Source organism: Geobacillus sp. GHH01 (genome assembly GCF_000336445.1).
Lineage (GTDB): Bacteria > Bacillota > Bacilli > Bacillales > Anoxybacillaceae > Geobacillus > Geobacillus zalihae.
The window spans coordinates 2,910,208-2,934,348 of record NC_020210.1 but is presented as its reverse complement, the minus strand read 5'-3'; the positions used below and the strand labels follow the sequence as shown (position 1 = coordinate 2,934,348).

At 55.3% G+C, this 24,141-nt stretch carries 20 protein-coding genes, 1 riboswitch and 1 other annotated feature; of the genes, 16 read left to right on the top strand and 4 right to left on the bottom strand.

Annotation, left to right across the window (positions count from 1 at the left end; genetic code table 11):
- Positions 1 to 238 precede the first annotated feature (238 nt).
- The 3 genes from GHH_RS14445 (at position 239) to GHH_RS14435 (ending at position 2,592) form a co-directional block, all read left to right on the top strand.
- Positions 239 to 1,027 (top strand): S9 family peptidase, encoded by a 789-nt coding sequence (locus GHH_RS14445; protein ID WP_015375662.1) that lies wholly within the window; start codon positions 239 to 241, stop codon positions 1,025 to 1,027.
- A gap of 92 nt (positions 1,028 to 1,119) precedes the next feature.
- Positions 1,120 to 1,362 carry a DUF2584 domain-containing protein gene (locus tag GHH_RS14440; RefSeq protein WP_015375661.1) on the top strand — a complete coding sequence of 81 codons (243 nt, stop codon included), beginning with the start codon at positions 1,120 to 1,122 and terminating at the stop codon, positions 1,360 to 1,362.
- 279 nt (positions 1,363 to 1,641) lie between these two features.
- Positions 1,642 to 2,592, top strand: a complete 951-nt coding sequence (locus GHH_RS14435; protein WP_015375660.1) for an Rpn family recombination-promoting nuclease/putative transposase — start codon at positions 1,642 to 1,644, stop codon at positions 2,590 to 2,592.
- Positions 2,593 to 3,268: 676 nt separating this feature from the next.
- Here the strand turns inward: GHH_RS14435 and pckA are convergent.
- Positions 3,269 to 4,855 carry a phosphoenolpyruvate carboxykinase (ATP) gene (pckA, locus tag GHH_RS14430; RefSeq protein WP_015375659.1) on the bottom strand — a complete coding sequence of 529 codons (1,587 nt, stop codon included), beginning with the start codon at positions 4,853 to 4,855 and terminating at the stop codon, positions 3,269 to 3,271.
- A gap of 218 nt (positions 4,856 to 5,073) precedes the next feature.
- Positions 5,074 to 5,188, top strand: a riboswitch (SAM riboswitch).
- Between the two features lie 129 nt (positions 5,189 to 5,317).
- Between pckA and metK the strand changes: the two genes are divergently transcribed.
- The gene (metK, locus tag GHH_RS14425) at positions 5,318 to 6,529 is read left to right on the top strand and encodes a methionine adenosyltransferase (RefSeq protein WP_014196594.1); all 1,212 of its coding nucleotides are present in this window, start codon (positions 5,318 to 5,320) and stop codon (positions 6,527 to 6,529) included.
- Between the two features lie 22 nt (positions 6,530 to 6,551).
- Here metK and GHH_RS14420 read toward each other — a convergent pair whose 3' ends face one another.
- Positions 6,552 to 7,100 carry a gamma carbonic anhydrase family protein gene (locus GHH_RS14420; protein WP_013144421.1) on the bottom strand — a complete coding sequence of 183 codons (549 nt, stop codon included), beginning with the start codon at positions 7,098 to 7,100 and terminating at the stop codon, positions 6,552 to 6,554.
- A 338-nt stretch (positions 7,101 to 7,438) separates the two neighbouring features.
- Here GHH_RS14420 and GHH_RS14415 point away from each other — a divergent pair, with 338 nt between their 5' ends.
- Positions 7,439 to 8,548 carry a tetraprenyl-beta-curcumene synthase family protein gene (locus tag GHH_RS14415; RefSeq protein WP_015375658.1) on the top strand — a complete coding sequence of 370 codons (1,110 nt, stop codon included), beginning with the start codon at positions 7,439 to 7,441 and terminating at the stop codon, positions 8,546 to 8,548.
- Positions 8,549 to 8,605: 57 nt separating this feature from the next.
- Here GHH_RS14415 and GHH_RS14410 read toward each other — a convergent pair whose 3' ends face one another.
- Positions 8,606 to 9,193, bottom strand: a complete 588-nt coding sequence (locus tag GHH_RS14410) for a class I SAM-dependent methyltransferase (RefSeq protein ID WP_014196591.1) — start codon at positions 9,191 to 9,193, stop codon at positions 8,606 to 8,608.
- A 428-nt stretch (positions 9,194 to 9,621) separates the two neighbouring features.
- Between GHH_RS14410 and GHH_RS14405 the strand changes: the two genes are divergently transcribed.
- The 9 genes from GHH_RS14405 to GHH_RS14370 all read left to right on the top strand — a co-directional run bounded on the left by GHH_RS14405 (position 9,622) and on the right by GHH_RS14370 (position 19,137).
- Positions 9,622 to 9,885, top strand: a complete 264-nt coding sequence (locus GHH_RS14405) for a YtzC family protein (protein WP_011232317.1) — start codon at positions 9,622 to 9,624, stop codon at positions 9,883 to 9,885.
- Between the two features lie 18 nt (positions 9,886 to 9,903).
- Complete coding sequence (locus GHH_RS14400; RefSeq protein ID WP_011232316.1) at positions 9,904 to 10,068, top strand: hypothetical protein; 165 nt, start codon at positions 9,904 to 9,906, stop codon at positions 10,066 to 10,068.
- Positions 10,069 to 10,278: 210 nt separating this feature from the next.
- Positions 10,279 to 11,478, top strand: coding sequence for an MFS transporter (locus tag GHH_RS14395; protein WP_015375657.1), 1,200 nt, complete (start codon positions 10,279 to 10,281; stop codon positions 11,476 to 11,478).
- Between the two features lie 493 nt (positions 11,479 to 11,971).
- Positions 11,972 to 12,193: a binding site (T-box leader), on the top strand.
- Positions 12,194 to 12,269: 76 nt separating this feature from the next.
- Entirely contained in the window at positions 12,270 to 14,687 is a 2,418-nt protein-coding gene (gene leuS / locus GHH_RS14390; RefSeq protein WP_015375656.1) for a leucine--tRNA ligase, read from the top strand.
- A 57-nt stretch (positions 14,688 to 14,744) separates the two neighbouring features.
- Positions 14,745 to 15,059, top strand: a complete 315-nt coding sequence (locus GHH_RS14385) for a rhodanese-like domain-containing protein (protein WP_013144427.1) — start codon at positions 14,745 to 14,747, stop codon at positions 15,057 to 15,059.
- A gap of 345 nt (positions 15,060 to 15,404) precedes the next feature.
- On the top strand, positions 15,405 to 16,679 hold the full coding sequence (locus tag GHH_RS14380) for a helix-turn-helix transcriptional regulator (RefSeq protein ID WP_014196588.1): 1,275 nt from the start codon (positions 15,405 to 15,407) through the stop codon (positions 16,677 to 16,679).
- 15 nt (positions 16,680 to 16,694) lie between these two features.
- Positions 16,695 to 16,823: a hypothetical protein gene (locus tag GHH_RS19660; RefSeq protein ID WP_015375655.1), complete on the top strand. Its 129-nt coding sequence runs from the start codon at positions 16,695 to 16,697 to the stop codon at positions 16,821 to 16,823.
- Positions 16,824 to 17,201: 378 nt separating this feature from the next.
- Positions 17,202 to 18,842 carry a M4 family metallopeptidase gene (locus tag GHH_RS14375; protein ID WP_015375654.1) on the top strand — a complete coding sequence of 547 codons (1,641 nt, stop codon included), beginning with the start codon at positions 17,202 to 17,204 and terminating at the stop codon, positions 18,840 to 18,842.
- A gap of 115 nt (positions 18,843 to 18,957) precedes the next feature.
- Complete coding sequence (locus GHH_RS14370) at positions 18,958 to 19,137, top strand: sporulation protein Cse60 (RefSeq protein ID WP_008880941.1); 180 nt, start codon at positions 18,958 to 18,960, stop codon at positions 19,135 to 19,137.
- Positions 19,138 to 19,329: 192 nt separating this feature from the next.
- Here GHH_RS14370 and GHH_RS14360 read toward each other — a convergent pair whose 3' ends face one another.
- Positions 19,330 to 20,640 carry an NAD(P)/FAD-dependent oxidoreductase gene (locus tag GHH_RS14360; protein ID WP_015375652.1) on the bottom strand — a complete coding sequence of 437 codons (1,311 nt, stop codon included), beginning with the start codon at positions 20,638 to 20,640 and terminating at the stop codon, positions 19,330 to 19,332.
- 221 nt (positions 20,641 to 20,861) lie between these two features.
- Here GHH_RS14360 and GHH_RS14355 point away from each other — a divergent pair, with 221 nt between their 5' ends.
- Entirely contained in the window at positions 20,862 to 22,229 is a 1,368-nt protein-coding gene (locus GHH_RS14355) for an ISLre2-like element ISGsp3 family transposase (RefSeq protein ID WP_015374689.1), read from the top strand.
- Positions 22,230 to 22,471: 242 nt separating this feature from the next.
- The gene (locus GHH_RS14350; RefSeq protein WP_015375651.1) at positions 22,472 to 24,097 is read left to right on the top strand and encodes a polysaccharide biosynthesis protein; all 1,626 of its coding nucleotides are present in this window, start codon (positions 22,472 to 22,474) and stop codon (positions 24,095 to 24,097) included.
- The last annotated feature ends 44 nt before the right edge of the window (positions 24,098 to 24,141 follow it).

Genomic DNA, 24,141 nt, shown 5'->3' with positions numbered 1-24,141 from the left:
ATGCACGCAGCAAAAATGTGTGAATGCCTAGAAAAAATGGGCGGTCAGCCGAGAACGGGCGGCGGTCGGGACGCTCCTCGCGCTCCAGGGCTTTTTCAAGATGACGCTCGGCCAAGGGGAGGCATGCAAGAGCGGCGAGGCAGTCGGACATCCCCACTTGTCCTAATGAAAGAAGGCGTTGGGGGATGATGACGGGTGGTTCGCATCATCTGTTTTCGCATAGGAAGGAGGCAGGCGTATGGACGGGGACATCATCGACCAATACCGGTTTCCGTCGCCGCATCCGGGAATCGATGTGTTCTTTGTCACCTATATGTCCCAAGGGCTGAAGGTGAAAGGATTTTTAGCGGCGCCGAAACAAAATAAGGTGTATGACGGCTTCTTGTATTTGCGCGGCGGGATTAAAAATGTGGGGCAGGTGCGAGTGCCGCGCCTTGTCCAATTCGCTTCGCAAGGGTTTGTCGTCTTCGCTCCGCTTTACCGCGGCAATGGGGGCGGAGAAGGAAACGAAGATTTCGCCGGCGACGACCGTTATGACGCGCTCGCTGGGTTTCATCTCCTTCGCCGCCATCCGCTCGTCCATCCCGGGCGCGTTCACATGTTCGGCTTCTCCCGCGGCGGGGCGATGGCGCTCCATGCCGCTCTAATGGCCGAGGGGGTCTGTTCGGTGGCGGTCTGGGGCGGGGTGGCGGATCTGGAGCTTACGTATTGGGAGCGGCCTGACTTGCGGCGAATGATGAAGCGCGTCATCGGCGGGACGCCGAACAAATGCCCGGAGCGCTACCGGCATCGAACCCCGCTTTATTATCTCGAGCGGCTCCAAGCCCCGGTGCTCATCATCCACGGCGGGCGCGATGAGAACGTATCGATTGAGCACGCCTATCGGCTTGAGCGGCGGCTGAAGCAGCTCGGCAAACCGGTCACGGCTTGGTACTTCCCTGAGTTCACCCACTATTTTCCGCCGCAAGCCAATCGCGAGACGGTGCAAAGGCTCACGGAATGGATGAAACAACAGCTGACAATGTGATACGATACAACTAGAGGGGCGGCTGCGCGCGCCGCTCGGGTGGCGGCGCGGCCGCCAACGAATCGATGGGGTGCCAAGGAGGTTGGAATCATATGGGCATGCCGATGGAGCTGCAGACGGTCATTGTGACAAAAGGAAAGGAACAGCGCGTTCAAGGAAATGTGTTTGTGTTGGAAAAAGAAGGATACCGCTTGTATCCGCTTGACGTGCCGCTTGAAGTGCGCCGGACGGTGCAAAGCGAAGCGAGCGGCGTTGCGGTCGTGAGAAAGCTTGAGTGGAAAGACAGCCGGACGACGGTGACGTATGAGCTCGTCAGCCTGTATTCGACGAATTGAACGAGGCTGCACACCACGAAGCGGCTGAATGAGAGCTGAACGGGTTCATCGGACAGGAGCGCAAACGGAAGAACGGTTTGCGCTCTTGGCTCAAGTTTTTTCCGTCTATAGTTAACTTGTGGCGTCAGGCCGATTCAGACAAGCATAAAAATAGCCTTTGCTTGAGGACTTCCTGTGCGACGTTTGATCATACCATAAAAAAGTAGGGGGGAGGAGAAGGAGTTTGGCCGCGGAGAGCGAATATCATACGATGAATTCGATGCCGCAAGGAGGGAAAACGTGGCGAAAAAGCGAATCGATCACGACCGGTTGTTCAAGGAGCTGCTGTCGACGTTTTTCGAAGACTTTTTGCTTCTTTTCTTTCCTGACGTGTACGAGCACATCGACGTCCATCATCTTTCCTTTCTCTCCGAAGAGCTGTTCACCGACGTGACAGCTGGGGAAAAGCACCGCGTCGACTTGTTGGTCGAAACAAAGGTAAGAGGGGAGGACGGGCTCGTCATCGTTCACGTCGAACATCAAAGCTATAAGCAGCGGACGTTCCCCGAGCGAATGTTCCTCTACTTCAGCCGCTTGTTTCAAAAACACCGCCGCCGCATCCTCCCGATCGCCATTTTCAGCTACGACGAACGCCACGACGAACCTTCCTCATTGATGATTCAATTTCCATTTTTGACGGTTCTTGACTTCCGCTTTCTGACGGTGGAACTGCGCAAACTGCCGTGGCGCGAGTACATCCGCCGTGACAATCCGGTTGCCGCCGCCTTGTTAAGCAAAATGGGGTATAATGAAAGCGAGAAGGTGGAAGTGAAAAAGGAGTTTTTGCGCATCCTAGTCCGCCTCGAGCTCGATGAGGCGAAGCAGCGGCTGTTGTTTGGGTTTTTTGAAACGTATTTGCGGTTGTCCGAAGCGGAGGAAATCCAACTGCGAAACGAGGTGAGCCAAATGGAGACGAAGGAAGCGAAACAAGTGATGGAGCTCATCATCTCATACGAACAGCGGGGAATCGAGAAAGGCATTCAACAAGGAGTCAAACAAGGAATCGAACAAGGGTTGAAACAAGGAATAAAGCAAGGGATGAAGCAAGGGATTGAACAGGGACGCCAAAAAGGGATCGAGGAAGGGAAAATCGACATCGCGAAGAAAATGTTGGCGAAAGGGTACGATGTCGACACGATCCACGAGCTGACCGGGTTGCCGGCGGAAAAGATTGAACAGCTGAAGAAGTAAACCCGCCTTCGCATTGTCGTCGACCCCCAATCGTGCCAAAACCCCGGGGGATCGACGACAATCATTTTATGCGTTCGAACCTTACGGCCATCGAGGGTAAAGTCTATTGACAGAATTTGTCGGTGACGTTCATCGTCCCGATTGGCGTTTTGATTCTAATGTTGAAAAGGCAGGAGCGCAAACAATCCTTCGGTTTGCACTCTGCCATATGATGAAGCAAGACTGATTCCTTTGCTTTGTTCTGAAATAAAGTGATCATTTACAGAGGGAGCTCACAAAATAGTTCCCGTGATTTCTCCTCCTCAATCCTCTCTTTGATCATCGAAACGATTGGTGATGGAATCGTAAACACGAACCAAAAGCCAGCTCTTCAGTTTTTGATAAAACGCGCTCTTTGTCGCGCCCCCAAGCAAGGGGGCGAAGGAAAGCGGATGGATTTTCAACAATTTCCTAAAGGCGAATGGATATACTGAAGCAATGGAAGCCTCCCCCTTATTCTTGTGCAGAGTCTATTTTTTATTACCACAACTTCCCTTGTTTGTCAAGGATTTGTTCGGCATCGGAATGAAAAAATCCTCCCGATTTTCGTGGGAAGGAGGCGAAATGGGAGGCCCAAAGCAACGGAAAGAAATAAAAAACAGCCGGACAGGGAATACCCTGTCCGGCCGTGTTCTTGTTACACGAGCGGTCCGCCGAGTTTTTCGATGGACGGATCGATGTGGGCGAATTTTTGGAAGTTGGCGCGGAATTTTTGCGCCAGCTCTTTTGCTTTTTGTTCGTATGCTTGTTTGTCGGCCCATGTGTTTTGCGGCTGCAGGACGTCATCCGGCACGCCGGGGACGCGGGTTGGGATGGCGAGGCCGAAAATCGGATCTTTGACTGTTTCGACGTTGTCGAGCTCCCCTTCGACGGCGGCTTGCACCATCGCCCGGGTGTAGGCGAGCTTCATGCGGCTGCCGACGCCGTACGCCCCCCCTGTCCAACCGGTGTTGACCAAAAAGACGCGGACGTTGTGTTCGGCGATTTTTTGCCCGAGCATTTCCGCGTATTCGACGGCCGGGCGCGGCAAAAACGGTGCGCCAAAGCACGTTGAGAACGTTGCTTCCGGTTCGGTGACGCCGCGTTCGGTGCCGGCGAGCTTGCTTGTGTAGCCGCTTAAGAAATGGTACATCGCTTGTTCGCGCGTCAGCTTGCTGATCGGCGGCAGGACGCCGAACGCATCAGCCGTCAAAAACACGATCGTGGACGGATGGCCGGCGACGCTCGGGTCGATGATGTTTTGGATCGCCTGAAGCGGGTAGGCGGCGCGCGTGTTTTCCGTCAGCGTGCCGTCGTCGTAATTCGGCACCCGCGTCGCGTCATCGAGGACGACGTTTTCGAGCACCGCGCCGAAGCCGATGGCGTCAAAAATTTGCGGCTCTTTCTCGCGCGATAGGTTGATGCATTTCGCATAGCAGCCGCCTTCGATGTTGAAAATACCGCGGCTTGACCAGCCGTGTTCATCATCGCCGATCAAGCGGCGGTTCGGGTCGGTCGAGAGCGTCGTTTTTCCCGTTCCCGACAAGCCGAAAAAGAGGGCGACGTCGCCTTCCTGGCCGACGTTGGCCGAGCAGTGCATCGGCAGGATGCCTTGTTCCGGCAGCAAATAGTTCATCACCGAGAAAATCGATTTTTTCATTTCGCCGGCATACTCGGTGCCGCCGATCAACACGGTGCGCCGTTCAAACGAGATGATGATGAACGCTTCCGAGCGCGTGCCGTCGACTTTCGGGTCGGCTTTAAAGTTCGGCGCGCAAATGACGGTGAATTGCGGCTCATGCACGGCGAGCTCTTCGGCGTTCGGCCGAATGAACAGCTGATGGACGAACAAGTTGTGCCAGGCGAATTCGTTGACGACTTGAATCGGCAGCCGGTATTTCGGATCGGCGCCGGCAAAGCCTTTAAACACGAACAGTTCATCTTTCTTCATTAAATAGTCGAGCACTTTGTCGTACAGTTTATCAAACGTCTCCGGAGACATCGGCTGGTTGACCGCTCCCCAGTCGATCGTTTGCTTCGTTGACGGTTCTTCGACGATGTATTTGTCTTTCGGCGACCGCCCTGTGTACTTGCCGGTCGTGACCGCGACGGCTCCGGTGTGCGTCAGCCGTCCTTCGTTCCGCTGCAGGACTTTCTCGACGAGCTCGGCGACGGACAGTTGATGATGCACGTACGGTTTTTGCAGCAATACATCAAGCTTATTCGTCATGTTTGCGATCCCCATATTCAAAACCTGCCTTCTTTTTGAAATCACTCTTGAAAATAGTATAACACATTTTTATTAATAGTCCATACTAATTGTGTGGGTTTTTCAAACTTTATTTTGCCCAATGTGTCGATTTCCTTGAGGAAAGAATTTTCTCGGCTGGAAATGATAAAAAATGAATTTTGATAGTTGACTTTGCCGATTCCATTGCGATAAGATAAGTCATTGAACGGATACTCTTATCCCGAGCCGGTGGAGGGACAGGCCCGATGAAGCCCAGCAACCGTCACAACTGTACATGTGTGAAATGGTGCTAACCTGTGGCAAGGCGCAGTCCTTGAACGATAAGAGTGAAAGGAAGCAATACGATTGCCATGACCTTTCCTCAGCCGTTACAGGAAAGGTTTTTTATATTGCGAAGGGAAAAAGGGAAATGAGTTCCGTGTCGCCACATTATGCCAAGAGGAGGAAACAAACCGAATGTCAGCCAAACGCCGCTTGTTTACTTCAGAGTCTGTGACGGAAGGACATCCGGATAAAATTTGCGACCAAATTTCTGACGCCATTTTGGATGCCATTTTGGAAAAAGATCCGAACGCCCGCGTCGCCTGCGAAACGAGCGTCACGACCGGGCTGGTGCTCGTGAGCGGGGAAATCACGACATCAACATACGTGGACATTCCGCGCATCGTCCGCGATACGGTCCGGGAGATCGGCTACACGCGCGCCAAATACGGATTTGACGCCGATACGTGCGCGGTGCTGACGTCGATTGACGAACAATCGCCGGACATTGCGATGGGGGTGAACCGGGCGCTTGAGGCGCGCGAAGGTCAGATGACTGACGAGGAAATTGAAGCGATTGGCGCCGGCGACCAAGGATTGATGTTTGGGTTCGCCTGCAATGAGACGGAAGAATTGATGCCGTTGCCGATTTCGCTTGCGCACCGCTTGGCGCGCCGATTGGCGGAAGTGCGCAAAACGGATGTCTTGCCGTACTTGCGGCCGGACGGGAAAACGCAAGTGACGATCGAATACGATGAAAACGGCAAACCGGTGCGCGTCGATACGATCGTCGTTTCCGCGCAGCACCATCCGGAAATTACGCAAGAGCAAATCGAGCGCGACATTAAAGAACAGGTCATCAAGCCGGTCGTGCCCGCAGAGCTGCTTGATGAGAACACGAAATATTTCATCAACCCGACAGGACGGTTTGTCATCGGCGGTCCGCAAGGGGATGCTGGGTTGACGGGGCGCAAAATCATCGTCGATACGTACGGCGGCTACGCCCGCCACGGCGGCGGCGCGTTCTCGGGCAAAGATCCGACGAAAGTCGACCGCTCGGCGGCGTATGCGGCCCGCTATGTCGCGAAAAACATCGTCGCGGCAGGACTGGCCGACAAATGCGAAGTGCAGCTTGCCTACGCGATCGGCGTCGCCCGCCCAGTTTCGATTTCGATCGATACGTTCGGCACCGGCAAAGTATCGGAAGACATTTTGATTGAGGTCGTGCGCAACAACTTCGATCTCCGCCCGGCGGGCATCATCAAAATGCTCGACCTTCGCCGCCCGATTTACAAACAGACGGCTGCTTACGGCCATTTTGGGCGTACGGACATCGACCTGCCGTGGGAGCGCACCGACAAAGCCGCCTTGTTGAAAGAACAAGCGCTGGCGTTGGCGGACAAGTGATGAAAGAAAAAGAGCTGCCTGATCACGGCAGCTCTTTTTTGTTGGCGCACGATGTCCGCTGTTGCTGCAGCGCTTTGTAATACTGCCCTTTCTCGACATATTCGCGGCGTATGCGCTCCATTTCACGGATGTCGTCTTCCGTCAGTTCGCGGACGACTTTCGCCGGCCGGCCGAGGGCGAGCGTGTTGGGCGGAATTTTTTTGCCCGGCGGCACTAAACTGCCGGCGCCGATAAACGCGCCTTCCCCGATTTCCGCGCGGTCCAAAATGATCGAGCCCATGCCGATGAGCGCGTTTTTGCGAACGATGGCGCTGTGCAAAATGACTTGATGGCCGACTGTTACACCGTCTTCAATGATAAGCGGATTGTTTGGACTTTGATGCAAAATTGAGTTATCTTGAATATTGACCCGGTTGCCAATCACCGTTGGCGCCACATCGCCGCGAATGACGGTATTGAACCAAATGCTCGTCTCTTCGCCGATCACGACATCGCCGGTGATCGTCACATAGTCGGCGATAAAGGCGGAGGCGGCAATTTGCGGCGTTTTGCCTTTGTATGGGTAAATCATGGGCGTTCGTTCCTTTCTGCTGCAAAATCGATCGTTCACCATGTATTGTACAACGCTGCGTCCAAATCGCCAACGAAAGTGAGCGCGCCTGATCGGGATTGGTGAAAAACGTTTCGTTTCGCCCGATGAGTGGTTGGGATCGGGAAAGAAGATCCGATTTCACAAAGCTTCTCAACGTGAGAAGAACCGTTGTTGAGCGGTTTTTTCATTCCATCGCCAACCCTTTTATGGTTTGCCCCGGCCGCATTGATGGCAATACTGGAAGACGAGATCGCAGGCTGTTCAGACGCGAAACGATTTTGGTTGCTGATAAGATGGAAATGCTAGGAGACGAGACCATGGTGTTTGCACCTGAGGTGAGCCGATTGAACATTCCGAAAAACCCCATCGCCTTGATGAAAATGGTGTATCGTGACGTGCTTCCGCTTGTCCACCGCGAGCTTGCCTATTGGCGGCGCCAGGCCGAGCGCATTCCCGACCCGGAATTGCGGCGCCAGGCCTTGGCGAGCATCGCTTCGAAAACGTTCCATTGCGAAGGCGGCTCCATTTTGGCGCTCTTGGCCGGAGAAAACATGGAGGATTGCATCCGCTTTATCGTGGCTTACCAGACGATCAGCGATTATTTGGATAATTTGTGCGACCGCAGCACCTCGCTCGATCCGCTCGACTTTCGCGCCTTGCACGATTCGATGCCGGACGCTTTGACGATCGGCGCGGAGCCGTCGAACTATTACCGCCATCGCCGCGAACAGGAAGACGGCGGCTATTTGCCGGCGCTCGTCCGCACGTGCCAAGAGGTGCTCGAGACGGTGCGCCATTATGAGACGATCGCCCCATTTTTGCATGAATTGGCCGGATATTATTGCGACTTGCAAGTGCATAAACATGTCGAAGCGAGCGATCGGGTGCCGCGGCTGGAGAAATGGTTCGCGCAATACAAAGACGCCTTGCCGCCGATGGAATGGTATGAGTTTTCCGCCTGCTCCGGTTCGACGCTCGGCATTTTCTGCCTCGTCGCCTATGCGTTTGGCGAATCGCTGCCGCCGGAGATGGCGAGACAAGTGCGCGACGGTTATTTTCCGTACATTCAAGGACTGCACATTTTGCTCGACTATTTGATCGACCAGGAGGAAGACCGGGACGGCGGCGATTTAAACTTTTGCTTTTACTATCCGAATGAAACGGTGATGCTTGAGCGGCTTTGCCATTTCATCGAAGAGGCCGACCGCCATGTCGGCGCCCTTCCGCACGGCGAGTTTCACCGCCTTATTCACCGAGGGCTTCTTGGGTTGTATTTGTCGGATGCCAAGGTGAAAAAGCAGCGCGGGCTGCGCCGGCTGGCGCGCCGGCTCGTCCGCGCCGGCGGGGCGGCGTCGCAGTTTTTCTATTGGAACGGAAAAGCATACCGCTTTTGGCAGGAGCGGCAAAAACGGCTGTCCTTTTCATAAGGGCGGCCGTTTGCTTGTATTGGCAAGAGCAGTGGTTCGTCGGCGGATCGGACGGAATCAGGCGCCCCCATCCGCCCGATTCTCGAGCGCGAGCAAAAACGGCGGGTTGTTTTGCCGATTGATGAATTCGTATTTCAAGGCATGGACGCGCCGTTGATCAAGAGAACGGACGTAATCAAGGAGCGCGTCGCGTTCGCGCTTTCCTTCCGGATGGCCGTGGTAGACGACAAGAACGATGACGCCGCCCGGCTTCATGACGGAAAGCAACTGGCGGACCGCTTCGATCGTCGATTCCGGCTGGGTGACGATTTGCTTATTGCCGCCCGGCAAATAGCCGAGGTTGAACACCGCGCCGGCGATGCGCCCGTGTACATCGGCGGGAAGCGCCTCAAGCAGTTCACTATGGCTTCGCTCGAACAACGTCGCCCGCCCGCATAGCCCATGTTCCGCGAGGCGGGCGGAAGCGGCGGTGATGGCCTCAGGCTGAATGTCAAAGCCGAACACATGGCCTGTCTCCCCGACGCGTTCGGCCAAATACACGGTGTCGTGCCCGTTGCCGACGGTCGCGTCGACGGCGATGTCGCCTTCGTTGACCGCTTGATCAAGCAAAAAGCGGGCAAACGGCAAAATGTTCATCAAAGCCATCGGTTGGCCCCTCCTTGTGATCGTTTCATCGTTTACGTTGGCAGGCGTGTCGCTGCGCCAAAGATGCCGGATGCCATCGTTTTTCCCTAAAAGACTGGTGATTTAGTGAAAAGTCGCGGAAAACGGACTTTCTTCTCAAATGGGGAAGTCCTGTAACATCAACGCTTCTCTTTCAGCCGAAAACAGCGGGTTCGGCGAAATCGGTCGTTTTTCACCAGTCCTCTAAAGCCTCGCCATCCTCTGCGCCGACGTGACAGAAAACCTTGAGCTGACCGACATCGGCCTGATTGAGCTGAACGAAGATCCCCACGTCGGCATTGTAACAAAAACTTCATGGAAAATCGATCGCTGCCAATCATTGGCGTGATACGGCCGGCCTATGCGGCGCATAGTAAACATGAGGGAATATCACGAAACGAGGTGAGCGCATGGCGACAAGACAATCCGTTGAGGAATTTTTGCAGCGGTGTGAAGATGTGATCCGCTACGCGAAAGAGCAATATACAGAAGCGCAAAAGCAGGAGCATTACAACATCACCGAATACACCAACGCCCAGCAGATGCTCGAGCAGACGGTCATCGATTTGGCGCACTTGGCCCGAAGCTGCAACGCCCAGCAGCGCGAGCAGCTGCATCGGATGCGGCTCCAACTGGAGCAATTGCAAAACGACATGATTTTGCTTGACCGCTGAAACGAGGAGGAACACGACATGAAGCGACGCTTGAAACAAACGAATCCGGAACAAAAAACACGCAACGGCCAAAACAATAACGATTTGGAGCTTGGTCAAGACTTTGACCCGGTGAAGCTGGCGAAAAAGCAATACGAGGAAACGGGCGGCCAACCGATCCGCTCCAAGCAGCGGAACGGGTGACGACAAGCCAAAGGGGCGGAAGCCGCTCCGTCTTGTTCTTCTTTTCGCGCAGGAGCCCCGCTTCAAAAGCCATTGTTTCCGTGGGGAGTTAGTTTGGCAAAAAAGTGGCGGACGCATCGGAACGCTCCGCCTTTTTGATTGCATTTTTTCCTGTTTTCCCCTACAATTATTTCGGAACTCAAAATAAAAACCAGAAAAGGATGATGACCGATGCCCCGCGCTCTTTGGTGGCTGCTTGTCGGCATGGCGCTCAATGTGACAGGGGCGTCGTTTCTATGGCCGCTAAACACGATCTATTTGCACGAACAGCTCGGCCAGCCGCTCGCTGTCGCTGGTGTCGTGCTCATGCTCAACTCTGGGGGAAGCGTCATCGGCAGCTTGGCCGGCGGCTTTTTGTTTGACCGGATCGGCGGGTTTCGCGTTTTGTTGGCCGGAGCGGTGTTGACGATGGCCGCGCTCGGCGGCTTAAGCGTTTGGCACGGTTGGCCGCATTATGCGGTGTTTTTGGCGTTTGTCGGCGTTGGCAGCGGCGTCGTCTTTCCGGCGGCGTCGGCGTACGCCGGGGCGATTTGGCCGGAAGGGGGGCGGCGGGCGTTCAACGCCTTGTATGTCGCGCAAAACATCGGCGTCGCCGTCGGGTCGGCGCTTGGCGGGCTTGTCGCTTCATATTCGTTCTCGCTCGTTTTTTTCGCCAATCTTTTGTTGTATGCCGCGTTTTTGTTTACGGTTGTGGCCGGGCTGCGCCGCGTTCCGCTCTTGCCGCCGCCGAGAAAGAAACGATCCGGAGAAGCGGAAAGAGCGCCATCCCGCTCCGCGGGCTGGGCGCTTGCCCTCCTTTGCGCCGGCTATGGACTGTGTTGGTTGAGCTATGTCCAATGGTCGACGACGATCGCCGCCTATACACGCGAGCTCGGGATACCAGTCGGGCAGTACAGCTTGCTTTGGACGATCAACGGGGCGTTGATCGTCTTGGCCCAGCCGCTGTTGTCAGCGGTCATCCGCCGCTTCATGCCGACGTTGAAGCGGCAAATCGTGATCGGTTTTTTTATTTTCGCCGTTTCGTTTGCCATGCTGTTGGGGGCGCATTCGTTTGCAGAGTTTGCCGCGTCCATGATGGTGCTCACGATCGCCGAGATGATCGTCTGGCCGGCGATTCCGGCCGCGGTGAACGAATGGGCGCCCCCGGGGAAAGCCGGGTTTTACCAAGGAATCGTCAACGGGACGGCCACGGCCGGACGGATGATCGGACCGGTCATCGGCGGCTCGGTCGCCGATCTGTTTGGAATGAAACTGCTCATCATGATGTTAGCATTGTTTGCCTTATTGGCGGTGCTGGCCGCGCTTTTGCATGATCGTCGGCTCCCGAAGCGGACGGAGAACGCGGATGAAAAAACCGCGGCTTCCGTATAGATTTCGGCTTGCAATTGATCGACAAATTTTTTAAAATAATAATAAATTTGTCATTCTGTCCACTCATCGCTCGATTCATCCTATTTCGCGCAGGAGACTCCCACTTCAACGACCAAAGGGAGTAAGTGGGAGAGGAATGTGCGTTCCCCCTTTCTTTTGTGTATGATAGAATAAAGACGTGGAGAAAACTGTTAAATAAAGGCACTCCAATAACGGCTGCTCGATGGATGGAGTTGGTTGCAGGAAACGTTGCAACCGTAAAACATGAGCGTAGGTCTGTCTGTTGTGTGTGGAAGCCAAGTACTGCCAACAGACACACCGAGAGAATCGGTAACGATGCAGGCATGACCTGCGTCGTTGGGTAGTCGTCAACCTGCCCCCTGATGCAACCCCAAGTCAAGGAAGGAGGACGAAGTCCGTTTGCACTTCTGGGGAGTTGCAAGCCCCCACTTCAAGCGTTAGCGAAGTGGGGGTAGTTGACGTGCGAATAAGGCGAATAACGGTGAAGAGGAGCAGTAGCGGGCCCGACGGACGGCAGAGAGTTGACGGATGGTGCGAGTCAACCGAAGTCGGCTCGTGAACTCGCCTCGGAGTTGCCGGCGTGAACGGTCATCGACAGCGCCGGCCGTCCATCCGCGTTAAGGAAGAAAGCGGGTGCGCCGTTTGGCGCGCCAAAAAGGGTGGTACCGCGGGAAGCGCGCCTCTCGTCCCTTTGCTGTGGGGATGGGGGGGTTTTTTTGTACATATTTTCGTCAATGATGCAAGTAGAACTTGATAGGAGGAGTGCTGCGATGAGCTTCAACCACCGCGAAATTGAACAAAAATGGCAGGACTATTGGGAGAAAAACAAAACGTTCCGCACGTCCGATGATGATGACAAGCCGAAGTTTTACGTTCTCGACATGTTCCCGTATCCATCCGGCGCCGGCTTGCACGTCGGCCATCCGGAAGGATATACGGCGACCGATATTTTGGCGCGCATGAAGCGGATGCAAGGGTACAACGTCCTTCACCCGATGGGCTGGGACGCGTTCGGGCTGCCGGCCGAGCAATATGCGCTCGATACCGGCAACGACCCGGCGGAGTTTACGCAAAAAAACATCGACAATTTCCGCCGGCAAATCAAATCGCTTGGCTTTTCGTACGACTGGGACCGGGAGATCAATACGACCGACCCGAACTATTACAAATGGACGCAATGGATTTTCTTGAAGCTGTATGAAAAAGGGCTCGCCTACATGGATGAAGTGCCGGTCAACTGGTGCCCGGCGCTCGGCACGGTGCTGGCGAACGAAGAGGTGATCAACGGCCGGAGCGAGCGCGGCGGGCATCCGGTCATCCGCAAGCCGATGCGGCAATGGATGCTGAAAATCACCGCCTATGCCGACCGCTTGCTTGAAGATTTGGAAGAGCTCGACTGGCCGGAAAGCATTAAGGAGATGCAGCGCAACTGGATTGGCCGTTCGGAAGGAGCGGAAATCGAGTTCGCCGTCGACGGCCATGACGAAACATTCACCGTGTTCACGACGCGTCCGGATACGCTGTTTGGCGCGACGTACACCGTCTTGGCGCCGGAGCATCCGCTCGTTGAAAAAATCACGACGCCGGAGCAAAAGCCAGCCGTTGACGCCTACTTAAAGGAAATTCAAAGCAAAAGCGACCTTGAGCGCACCGATTTGGCGAAAGAAAAAACGGGCGTGTTCACCGGCGCGTACGCCATTCACCCGGTCACCGGCGATCGGCTTCCGATTTGGATCGCTGACTACGTCTTGATGAGCTACGGCACCGGAGCGATCATGGCCGTGCCGGCGCACGATGAGCGCGACTACGAGTTTGCGAAAAAATTCCACTTGCCGATGAAAGAAGTCGTCGCCGGCGGCGATATCGAAAAAGAACCGTACACCGGAGATGGCGAGCATATCAACTCCGAGTTTTTGAACGGGTTGAACAAGCAGGAAGCGATCGACAAAATGATCGCCTGGCTTGAGGAGCACGGCAAAGGGCGGAAAAAAGTGTCGTACCGGCTGCGCGACTGGCTGTTCAGCCGCCAGCGCTACTGGGGCGAGCCGATTCCGATCATCCATTGGGAAGACGGCACGATGACGCCGGTGCCGGAAGAGGAATTGCCGCTTGTGTTGCCGAAAACGGATGAAATCCGTCCGTCGGGAACGGGCGAGTCGCCGCTGGCCAACATCGAAGAATGGGTCAATGTTGTCGACCCGAAAACCGGGAAAAAAGGGCGGCGCGAAACGAACACGATGCCGCAATGGGCTGGAAGCTGCTGGTATTATTTGCGCTACATCGACCCGCACAACGACAAGCAGCTCGCCGATCCGGAAAAGCTGAAAAAGTGGCTGCCGGTCGATGTTTACATCGGCGGGGCGGAGCACGCGGTTTTGCATTTGCTTTATGCCCGCTTCTGGCATAAGTTTCTCTATGACCTTGGCATCGTGCCGACGAAAGAACCGTTCCAAAAGCTGTTCAACCAAGGGATGATTTTAGGCGAAAACAACGAAAAAATGAGCAAATCAAAAGGCAATGTCGTCAACCCGGACGACATCATCGAAAGCCATGGGGCCGACACCTTGCGGCTGTATGAAATGTTCATGGGGCCGCTTGAGGCGTCGATCGCTTGGTCGACGAAAGGGCTTGACGGGGCGCGGCGCTTCCTCGACCGCGTCTGGAGGCTCTTTGTCACCGAGAATGGCGAACTGAACCCGAACATTGTCGACGAACCGGCAAACGATACGCTCGAGCGCATCTATCACCAAACGGTGAAAAAAGTGACGGAAGACTACGAATCCTTGCGCTTTAACACCGCCATTTCGCAGCTTATGGTGTTCATCAACGAAGCGTACAAAGCGGAGCAAATGAAAAAAGAATACATGGAAGGCTTCGTCAAGCTCTTGTCGCCGGTCTGCCCGCACATCGGCGAGGAGCTGTGGCAAAAGCTTGGCCACACGGACACGATCGCCTATGAACCGTGGCCGACGTATGATGAAACGAAGCTTGTCGAGGACGTCGTGGAAATCGTCGTGCAAATCAACGGCAAAGTGCGGTCGCGCTTGCACGTGCCCGTTGACTTGCCAAAAGAAGCGCTCGAGGAGCGGGCGCTCGCCGATGAAAAAATCAAAGAGCAGCTTGAGGGCAAAACCGTGCGCAAAGTGATCGCCGTCCCCGGCAAGCTCGTCAATATCGTCGCCAACTGATGATGAGGGCGGGCTTCGGCCCGCTCCCTATCCACCAACGAAAGGGGTCGATCTGCCATGGAAGAGATCAAGGAAATCACGCCGGCTGAAGTGAAAGAAAAACTCGAACGCGGGGAAAAGCTGAACATTGTCGATGTGCGCGAAGACGAAGAAGTCGCCCTCGGCATGATCCCCGGCGCGAAGCATATCAAAATGGGCGACATCCCCGATCGGCTTGAGGAATTCGACCGCAACGAAGAATATATTTTCGTCTGCCGCTCCGGACGGCGGAGCGAAAACGTCTGCCGCTACTTGCAAGAGCTTGGCTATCGCGTCCGCAACATGACGGGCGGCATGCTCGAGTGGGAAGGCGAAACAGTGCCGAAGCGATAAGCGCTTCCGGCTCAAAGAACAGGGCATGGCGGCGGGCCGTCATCCAAGTGATCCCGTTTTTGTCGAGACCAAAACGACGGAACGTGTCAGCGGATGGGAAATGGATCCATCCGAACGGCCCCGTTCAGTCAAGAGGCAGAGGAATGGCTGGCTGCCGCGGGCCTTTTCATGCGTCGGCGGCTTGCGCTTCCCCGGTCCGCTTGCGGGGTAGGAGCGAAAAAGCGTCCCAGCTTTTAGGGGCGCTTTTTCCATTTTGTTTTAGTACCAAAGTGTGATGCAAGAAAAAAAAGGAAAGGATATAATTTTCGGTAAAATCAGACACTTGTTCGAAGGAGGAGCTCTCTGTTGAAACTCGGCGACCGCTTGAAATTCGCCCGCTTGATGAAAGGCCTGACCCAAGAAGAAACGGCTGAAGGCATTATTTCGGTTTCTTATTTATCGAAAATTGAGAATAACCAAGTCATACCGAGCCAAGAGGTGCTCGAATGGCTGTTTCGGCGGCTGGACATCCGGCCGGGTGGAAACGAAACAATGCCTTCATGGTTCGAATGGGTGATGTCGTGGTATAAGGCGATGACGAACCGTGATGTGCCTGCCGCGCGGGAACTGTATGAAACGGTCAAAGAACGATGCGAGCAGTCTGGGGATGCCGAAGCCATGATTTATTTTCAGCTGATGCGAATCCGGTATTGGCTGCTTCTTGGCGACAAAAAGGGGGCGGAAACGGCGGCGCAAAGCGTGCGGGACTGGTATGGGTCGTTGAGTGATGACATGCGCTATTATTATTGGAAGTTTTTTGGGCTTTTATATTATTGTCAAGAAAAATATGACGACGCCTTGCATTGTTATCAAAAGGCAGAAGAGTTGTTGAAGGGAGAATGGAAAACGAGCGGGGAGGAGGCCGATTTGGCTTACTTGTCGGCGCTTGCATGCAGCCGTCTGTGGAAATGGTTTCAATGCCTTCATTACGCCGAGCGCGCGCTGGCGCTCAGCCAGGCGGAATACGACTTGCGGCGGAGCGCCGAATGCCATGTGCTGCTGGCGATTTGCCATCGGCGCTGCGGGGAGATCGATAAAGCGGTTGACCATTGTCTGCTGGCCCAAAAGGCGGCGAGGATGGTGGATGATCGACGGCTTCTTGGGATTGTGGAACACAATCTCGGCCACTTGAAAGGAATGAAACGTCAATACCGCGAGGCGGTGCAACATTATGAGAACAGTTTGATCTATAAAGAGGCCGCTCCGCTGGATTCCCGGCTCATCACGCTTTTGTCGCTCGTGCGCGTGCATTGTGATGCCAAGCATTATCGCAAAGCGTTGATGGCTGTCGAGGAAGGGTGGAAACAGCTCGAACAAGCCCCTAACGGCGCGTCCGAGCATTATGAGTATTATTTGCATTTTTCCATTTACCGGCTGCTTTTGAGCGAAGAAGATGAACCGTTGGAGCGGCTGCTCAAACAGGAGGCGATTCCCTATTTCCAAAAAAAGAAGGAGTATGACGACGCGTCATTGTATGCCGAATATTTGGCGGATTGTTATATGCGGAGGCGCCAATACAAGCAGGCGGCCCAATATTATCAATTAAGTTGCGCTCTCTTGCGGGCGCAAACAGGCGTTTGAAAGGAGGTGAAGCTCGTGAAAAAGCGGGTCGTTGTGATCATCGTTCTCACCGTCCTTGGCCTCGCTTCAGCCTTTGGCCAAGGCATCGGGGTGAAAGAAGCGGCTAAAGATGAGCATCCGCCGCCGACGGTGATCGCCCGATAAAAGAAGCGGCTGGATTGGCGCTTTGCCTGTCTGTGTTGATCTTCTTCGAACCGATCCGTCTCCTGTTTTCGCCATGGGGCGAAAGCGGGGGATGAGTCGGTTTTTTTGTTTCGTCCGTCAAAGCACGTCCTGTGGAAATCCGTCGGCTCAAGCGAAAAGGATGAGTCGTTTTTTTGCTTGGCCGCTTCGCTGTCAGTCGTGTTTCACTTTGGCCGTTTTGTCGCAGGCGGAAAGCTGCAAAGAGGGAAAAACGGAAAATAGGCTGCCGGATCAGGCCGCATGTCGCCCGATCATTTTCCCAATACCCAATCAAAATATATTGTAATAAAATTTTTATTAGAATAAATAATTTGAAAATATAAGGAAGGGGTAAAGGGAATGAACAAACGGGCGATGCTTGGCGCGATTGGGTTGGCGTTTGGATTGATGGCTTGGCCGCTCGGTGCTTCAGCGAAGGAAAGATCAATGGTGTGGAACGAACAGTGGAAGACGCCATCGTTCGTTTCTGGTCCGCTGTTAAAAGGCGAGGATGCTCCGGAAGAATTGGTTTACCGTTATCTTGATCAAGAGAAGAATACGTTCCAGCTTGGTGGACAAGCCCGCGAACGGCTGAGCTTGATTGGCAAACAAGTGGATGAACTCGGCCATACGGTCATGCGTTTTGAACAGCGCTATCACGGCATCCCAGTGTATGGCGCCGTGCTCGTTGCCCATGTCAACGATGGCGAATTGTCCTCTTTGTCGGGCGCGCTTATTCCGAATTTGGACAAACGAACGTTGAAAACAGAAGCCGCTATTTCCGTTCAACAAGCGGAAATGATCGCGAAACAAGATGTGGCTGATGCGGTGACGAAAGAACGGCCGGCGGCCGAAGAGGGAAAACCAACGCGGCTTGTCATCTATCCGGATGGGGAGACCCCGCGCCTCGCCTATGAAGTCAATGTCCGCTTTTTAACCCCTGTCCCAGGCAACTGGATCTACATGATCGATGCCGCGGACGGAAAAGTGTTGAACAAATGGAACCAAATGGACGAGGCGAAGCCGGGCGGCGGGCAGCCGGTCGCCGGCGCGTCGACGGTCGGCGTGGGCCGCGGTGTGTTGGGGGATCAGAAATATATCAATACGACGTATTCCTCGTATTACGGCTACTACTATTTGCAAGACAATACGCGCGGCAGCGGCATTTTTACGTATGACGGACGAAACCGCACCGTTTTGCCCGGCAGCTTGTGGGCCGATGGCGACAACCAATTTTTCGCCAGCTATGACGCGGCGGCCGTGGACGCCCATTATTACGCCGGCGTCGTGTATGATTACTACAAAAATGTGCACGGCCGGCTGAGCTATGACGGCAGCAACGCCGCCATCCGTTCGACCGTCCATTATGGCCGTGGCTACAACAACGCGTTTTGGAACGGTTCGCAAATGGTGTACGGCGATGGCGACGGACAGACGTTTTTGCCGTTTTCCGGCGGCATTGACGTCGTTGGGCATGAGTTGACCCATGCGGTGACGGATTATACGGCCGGGCTTGTTTACCAAAACGAATCCGGCGCCATCAATGAAGCGATGTCCGATATTTTCGGCACGCTCGTGGAGTTCTACGCCAACCGCAACCCGGACTGGGAGATCGGCGAAGACATTTACACGCCTGGGATCGCCGGCGATGCGCTCCGCTCGATGTCCGACCCGGCGAAATACGGCGATCCGGATCATTATTCCAAACGGTACACCGGCACGCAAGACAACGGCGGCGTCCATACGAACAGCGGCATCATCAATAAAGCGGCGTACTTGCTCAGCCAAGGCGGCGTCCATTACGGCGTGAGCGTCACCGGCATCGGCCGCGACAAAATGGGGAAAATTTTCTACCGGGCGCTTGTCTACTATTTGACGCCGACGTCGAACTTCAGCCAGCTGCGCGCCGCCTGCGTGCAAGCGGCCGCTGATTTGTACGGGTCGACAAGCCAAGAAGTCAACTCGGTGAAACAGGCGTTCAATGCGGTTGGAGTGTATTAAGACGAATGAAGTTTCTGACGTCACGCGTCCCGCTGTTCGGGGGCGCGTGACGCCTTTTGTGGGCAGGATTTTCCCTAAATGCGTGGAAAAGGAAAAAGAAAACGGGGGAATGGCGATGTACAAAGTGAAAGTGTTTGATAAAGAGCATGAAAAAGATTTGGAAGCGGCGGTCAATGATTTTTTAGCCCGATTGAAAGACGGACAGTTGATCGATGTCAAGTACAGCGTGGCGGCGATGGAATCGGAAGGCGAGCAAATCTACTGTTTTTCCGCCATGGTCATTTACCGGACTTGACACTTCACACGGCTCCAGACTGCGGGATTCTTTGGCCGTTTTCGTGCTGATCCCCCCAAAGCGGGCGACGCTTTTTTCGTTGCGGCATTTCCATTTCAGGCGGCGAAATTTTGCGATCGCCCGCCTTGAAGACGGGCGTTGTCGGAATGTCAGCGAACGCCCCGGAGCACCCGAGGGGCATGAGGACGGCGGTCAATTCGTTGCTGTCTGCCCCGCGGAGCCGCTCGCCCCGTTTTTTTCCGCCAATGCATAGCGGGCCGCATTCATGCCGGCAAGGCGCCCGGTCACCAGGGCGGCGGTGATGTTGTAGCCGCCGGTGTAGCCGTGAATGTCCAAAATTTCGCCGCAAAAGTAAAGGCCGGGCATGCATTTGGACGCCATCGTTTTCGGCTCAATTTCTTTGACCGACACGCCGCCGCCGGTGACGAATGCTTTCTCAAGCGGCAGCGTGCCGTGGACGTAAAAGGTAAACTGTTTGCACTGTCGGACAAACGCCCGCAGCGCCTCATGGCCGACCGTGCCGGCAGAGGCGTGCGGGTCGATGCCGGCCCGCTCGAGCAAAAAGACGGCGTACCGCTCGGGAAGCACCGTTTTGGCGATCGTTTTCATCGCCTTTTTCGGCTCCTCTTTGCACAGCTTGGCGAACTGTTGAAACAGTTCTTCCTGCGTCACGTCCGGAAGCGCGTCGATGCTCATTTTGACCGCGCCGTCCGCCGCTTTTTTCAACGCCTTAACGACAAACTGGCTGCAGCGGAGAGCAGCTGGGCCGGAAATGCCGAAGTGCGTAAACAGCATATCCATCCGGTGGGTGATGATCGGCTTGCCGTTCGGCTTTAAGACGCTTAACGCGACGTCGCGCAGCGACAAGCCTTGCAGCGTCCGCTCTCGGATGAACGGCTCATGCGAGACGATCGGAACTTCGGTTGGAAACAATTCGGTCACCGTGTGGCCCGCTTTTTCCGCCCACGGATAGCCGTCGCCCGTTGAGCCGGTTTGCGGCACCGATTTGCCGCCGACGGCGACGACAACCGCACGGGCGTGGATCGTCTCCCCGCTTTTCAGCGTGACACCGACTGTTTTTCCTTGTTCATACAACACGTCCGCCACTGGCGATTCAAGCCGAACATCGACGCCAAGGCGCGACAATTCGCGAACAAGCGCGTCGACGACCGACTGGGCGCTGTCGCTTTTGGGAAACATGCGGCCGTGGTCTTCCTCCTTGAGCGGCACGCCGAGCCGCTCAAAAAAGCGGATGATGTCTTCATTGTTAAATACGGAAAAGGCGCTGTATAAAAAGCGGCCGTTGCCGGGAATATGGCGGACCATTTCATCCACCGGCAGCCGATTCGTCACGTTGCAGCGTCCGCCGCCGGAGATGGCGAGCTTGCGCCCGAGCTTCGTTCCTTTTTCCAACAAGAGCACCTTCGCCCCTTCTTCGCCGGCGCCGATGGCCGCCATGAGCCCGGACGGACCGCCGCCGATGATGATGACGTCGTATCCCATGTTCATTCCACCCTTTCTTTCTGCGCGTGGGTGTGAGTAAAATATTTGTGGGTGACATTCCGAAATGATCCCCGACGAGGGTTGCGAACTTTTGTTCGCGACGCTCGTCGGGGCCACCAAGCGAAGCGCGGTAGAAAAAAGCAAATGTCATGCAAAAAGGACTCTCTCCCTGCTATGATGGTGATTGTCAACATCAACCGAAAACAGGAGGGAGAGAGTCCATGAAACATCTTACCACAGAATGGCCTTTATTAAAAGAGCTGGAGGAACAATTAGTCAGAACTCTTCAAAAGGTGTTCGCTGTCTTGTTGGCGGCCCTTTTGGAGGAGATTGATCAACAACTGGCGGAAGCGCGGGACAAGCGCCGGTATCAGCTGAAAGACAAACGGCCGACTACGATCCAAACGCTGTTTGGAGAAGTGACGTTTCGACGGAACTACTACTATGACCGGCAAACGGGGAACTATACCTTCTTGCTGGATGCCGAATTAGGCTTTGATGGGGCCCGATCGATCAGTCCTTGCCTCGAGGAAACGGCGGTCGAGTTGGCCGTAGAGTGCTCTTCCTACCGCAAAGCGGCCCGTACGTTGGAGTCGATCGTGGGGTATGCGGTCATGAGCCACGAGGCGATTCGCCAACTGGTGCTGGAGGCCCCTGTCTCGCTGCACCGCCCTGTTTCCCAACGGCACGGCCGGGTGCTGTTTGTGGAGGCGGATGGACTGTTTATTTCCCGCCAGGGGAAAGGGAAACGGGCGAAAGAAGAGAAAATCCTGGCGGTTCACGAGGGATGGAAACGAAACGGTTCGCAGCTCGAGCTCGTGAACCGGCGCCACTACCTCCATGAAGGGGAGGGAGACGTGTGGGAACGGTTCGAAGAGTGGCTGATGAACGAATATGCCTATGATCCGTGCCGGGACCTGTTGATCATCAACGGCGACGCGGCGTCGTGGATCACGGCCTGCCGGGAGTATTTTGGGAAGCGGGCGTGCTTTCAGCTGGATCGATTTCATGTGGCGCGGGAGCTGCGTCAGTGTCTGTCCGGCCATCCGCGTTGGCGGGAGGTGCGGAAGAAGCTGGCGAAACAAGACGAAGAGGGGCTTCTCGTGGAGCTGAACAGCGCGGTCGGCACGTTGGAGGACGAAGCGAAAGAGAAGCAGATGGCTGCCATGATCCGCCGGATCGAGTCGATGCCGGGATGCATCCGGGACTATCGGGAGTGGCTGTCGGAGCAAGGGGTGGAGACGACCGGCATGCGTCCGATGGGCCACGCCGAGAGCGTGATGAGCCGGTTTGCGCATCGGGTGAAATCCCGCCGCAGCTGGAAAGACCAAGGGCTTCGGGCGTTTCTGAGGGCGATGGCGGCCCGAATCGACGGGATTTGGCGGAGAAATGGGCAGTTGGTGGAGGAAGAAGAGACCCGAACGGCGGCCTCGGCCTCAACAAAGTCCAAGCGGATCGAACAGGCCAAACGGAAGGCCGGACGGTTATGGGCAGATGTGGTGCGTCAGAATCTACCGTGTCTGCAGCGGTCATCCGGGACACCGATCCATCAAGCGTTGTCGGCGCTCCGGGATGGTGGTTGGGTGTAAAAAAATGGAATATCGTATCATCGCCTCAAGATGAGGGATGAGAGTCCGAAAGCGCTTACGATATTAATTCCTGAAAATGGTTCGCTAACTAGTGATTGACAACGCCCGTAGTGAACCGAAAAAATGTTCTCCACAAAGTCTTGACTGACTCTGCGCGTGGCCGATATTTTTCGTTCCATTGACAACTATGGTAAAATAGATACGTTGTCATTTTCAACGTCCATGGCTAGGGAAGGGGTCATATGTCAACATCGAAACTGCTGCGCGGCACGTTTATTTTAACGGCTGGCGTGATGATTTCTCGCCTTCTTGGTTTATTTTACGTCATCCCGTTTTACCATCTTGTCGGCGAGCGCGGCGGGGCGCTGTACGGATACGGCTATGTGCCGTACCAAATTTTTTTGAGCTTGGCGACCGGCGGGCTGCCGGTGGCGGTGTCAAAGTTTGTGTCGAAATACAACGCGCTTGGGGAATACGGCGTCGGCTATCGGCTCTTTCGCTCCGGCCTTGTCTTGATGATCGCAAGCGGCATCGCCTCATGGCTCATTTTGTACGCCCTGGCGCCCATCTTGGCGCCGCACGTCATCGATGCGAAAACGAACGTCAACTCGGTCGACGACGTCACGGCCGTCATCCGCGCGGTCAGCTTTGCGCTCCTCATCGTGCCGGTGATGAGCTTGATCCGCGGATTTTTCCAAGGACATGAGTCGATGGGCCCGACGGCGCTGTCGCAAGTCGTCGAGCAAATCGCGCGCATCGCCTTTTTGCTTGGGGCTTGCTATGTCATTTTGCGCGTTTGGGACGGCTCAATCGTCGCGGCGGTGAGCGCGGCGACGTTTGCCGCCTTTGTCGGCGCCATCGGAGGGCTGCTGGTGCTTGTGGTGTATTGGTGGAAACGGCGGCCGTATTTGCAGTCGCTGCTTGCGCGTGACCGCGGCGAAGCGGACGTGTCGCTTTTGGCGATGTATAAAGAGCTGCTTCTTTCTTCGATTCCGTTTGTTTTTGTCGGCTTGTCGATGTCGCTGTACCAGCTCGTCGATCAGTTTACGTTCAATCACGCGATGGCGGCGGCGGGCCGCGGGAACATCTCGGAGCACGCGTATTCCGTGTTCAACATGTGGGCGCAAAAGCTCGTCATCATACCAGTGACGCTCGCGACCTCGTTCAGCTTGGCGCTCATCCCGACGATTACGAAAGCGTATGTCGCGCAAGATCGGAAAGCGCTGCGGCAATATTTGAACCAGACGTTTCAAGTGCTCATGTTTTTAACGCTCCCGGCGGTGATTGGCATGGCGGTGCTTGCAGGGCCGGTGTACAGCTCGTTTTACAGCTATGATCCGCTTGGTGAACAAGTGTTGCGCTGGTATGCGCCGGCGGCGATTTTGTACGCTTTGTTTTCTGTGACGGCGGCGATCATGCAAGGCATCAACGAGCAGCGGTTTACGGTCGTCAGTTTGACAGCCGGCTTGCTTGTGAAGCTTTTGCTCAACACGCCGCTCATTATGAAATGGTCGGCCGTCGGGGCCATTGTGGCCACGATGGCGGGCTATTTCGTCTCGGTGGCGTTCAACTTATGGGTCATTCAGCGCCGCACGCGCTACCGCTATCGGTTTGTCGCCCGCCGGACGGCGTTTATGGCCATCCTGACGGCGGCGATGTCAGCGGCGGTTATGGGGGTCGAGGCGCTGTCGTCCCGATGGATCGATTACCGCGCCGGCACCGCTGAATCGGTGGGCGCTGTTTCCATCGGCGCAGCGGTCGGGGCGGCCGTCTACTTGTTTCTCAGCATCCGCTCCGGGTTGTTTTCGGCGCTGTTTGGCGACCGGTTTGCGTTTTGGCGCCGGAAAGAGAAAAAGGCGGTATCGTAGACGAGGGTGTATGGGGGGATCGGCCGTTGACCGGACGGCCGTTT

Coding starts and splice junctions, on each gene's coding strand:
- GHH_RS14445 (WP_015375662.1), top strand. CDS start 239: ATGGACGGGGACATCATCGACCAATACCGGTTTCCGTCGCCGCATCCG.
- GHH_RS14440 (WP_015375661.1), top strand. CDS start 1,120: ATGGGCATGCCGATGGAGCTGCAGACGGTCATTGTGACAAAAGGAAAG.
- pckA (WP_015375659.1), bottom strand. CDS start 4,855: ATGGGGATCGCAAACATGACGAATAAGCTTGATGTATTGCTGCAAAAA.
- metK (WP_014196594.1), top strand. CDS start 5,318: ATGTCAGCCAAACGCCGCTTGTTTACTTCAGAGTCTGTGACGGAAGGA.
- GHH_RS14420 (WP_013144421.1), bottom strand. CDS start 7,100: ATGATTTACCCATACAAAGGCAAAACGCCGCAAATTGCCGCCTCCGCC.
- GHH_RS14415 (WP_015375658.1), top strand. CDS start 7,439: ATGGTGTTTGCACCTGAGGTGAGCCGATTGAACATTCCGAAAAACCCC.
- GHH_RS14410 (WP_014196591.1), bottom strand. CDS start 9,193: ATGGCTTTGATGAACATTTTGCCGTTTGCCCGCTTTTTGCTTGATCAA.
- GHH_RS14405 (WP_011232317.1), top strand. CDS start 9,622: ATGGCGACAAGACAATCCGTTGAGGAATTTTTGCAGCGGTGTGAAGAT.
- GHH_RS14400 (WP_011232316.1), top strand. CDS start 9,904: ATGAAGCGACGCTTGAAACAAACGAATCCGGAACAAAAAACACGCAAC.
- GHH_RS14395 (WP_015375657.1), top strand. CDS start 10,279: ATGCCCCGCGCTCTTTGGTGGCTGCTTGTCGGCATGGCGCTCAATGTG.
- leuS (WP_015375656.1), top strand. CDS start 12,270: ATGAGCTTCAACCACCGCGAAATTGAACAAAAATGGCAGGACTATTGG.
- GHH_RS14385 (WP_013144427.1), top strand. CDS start 14,745: ATGGAAGAGATCAAGGAAATCACGCCGGCTGAAGTGAAAGAAAAACTC.
- GHH_RS14375 (WP_015375654.1), top strand. CDS start 17,202: ATGAACAAACGGGCGATGCTTGGCGCGATTGGGTTGGCGTTTGGATTG.
- GHH_RS14370 (WP_008880941.1), top strand. CDS start 18,958: ATGTACAAAGTGAAAGTGTTTGATAAAGAGCATGAAAAAGATTTGGAA.
- GHH_RS14360 (WP_015375652.1), bottom strand. CDS start 20,640: ATGGGATACGACGTCATCATCATCGGCGGCGGTCCGTCCGGGCTCATG.
- GHH_RS14355 (WP_015374689.1), top strand. CDS start 20,862: ATGAAACATCTTACCACAGAATGGCCTTTATTAAAAGAGCTGGAGGAA.
- GHH_RS14350 (WP_015375651.1), top strand. CDS start 22,472: ATGTCAACATCGAAACTGCTGCGCGGCACGTTTATTTTAACGGCTGGC.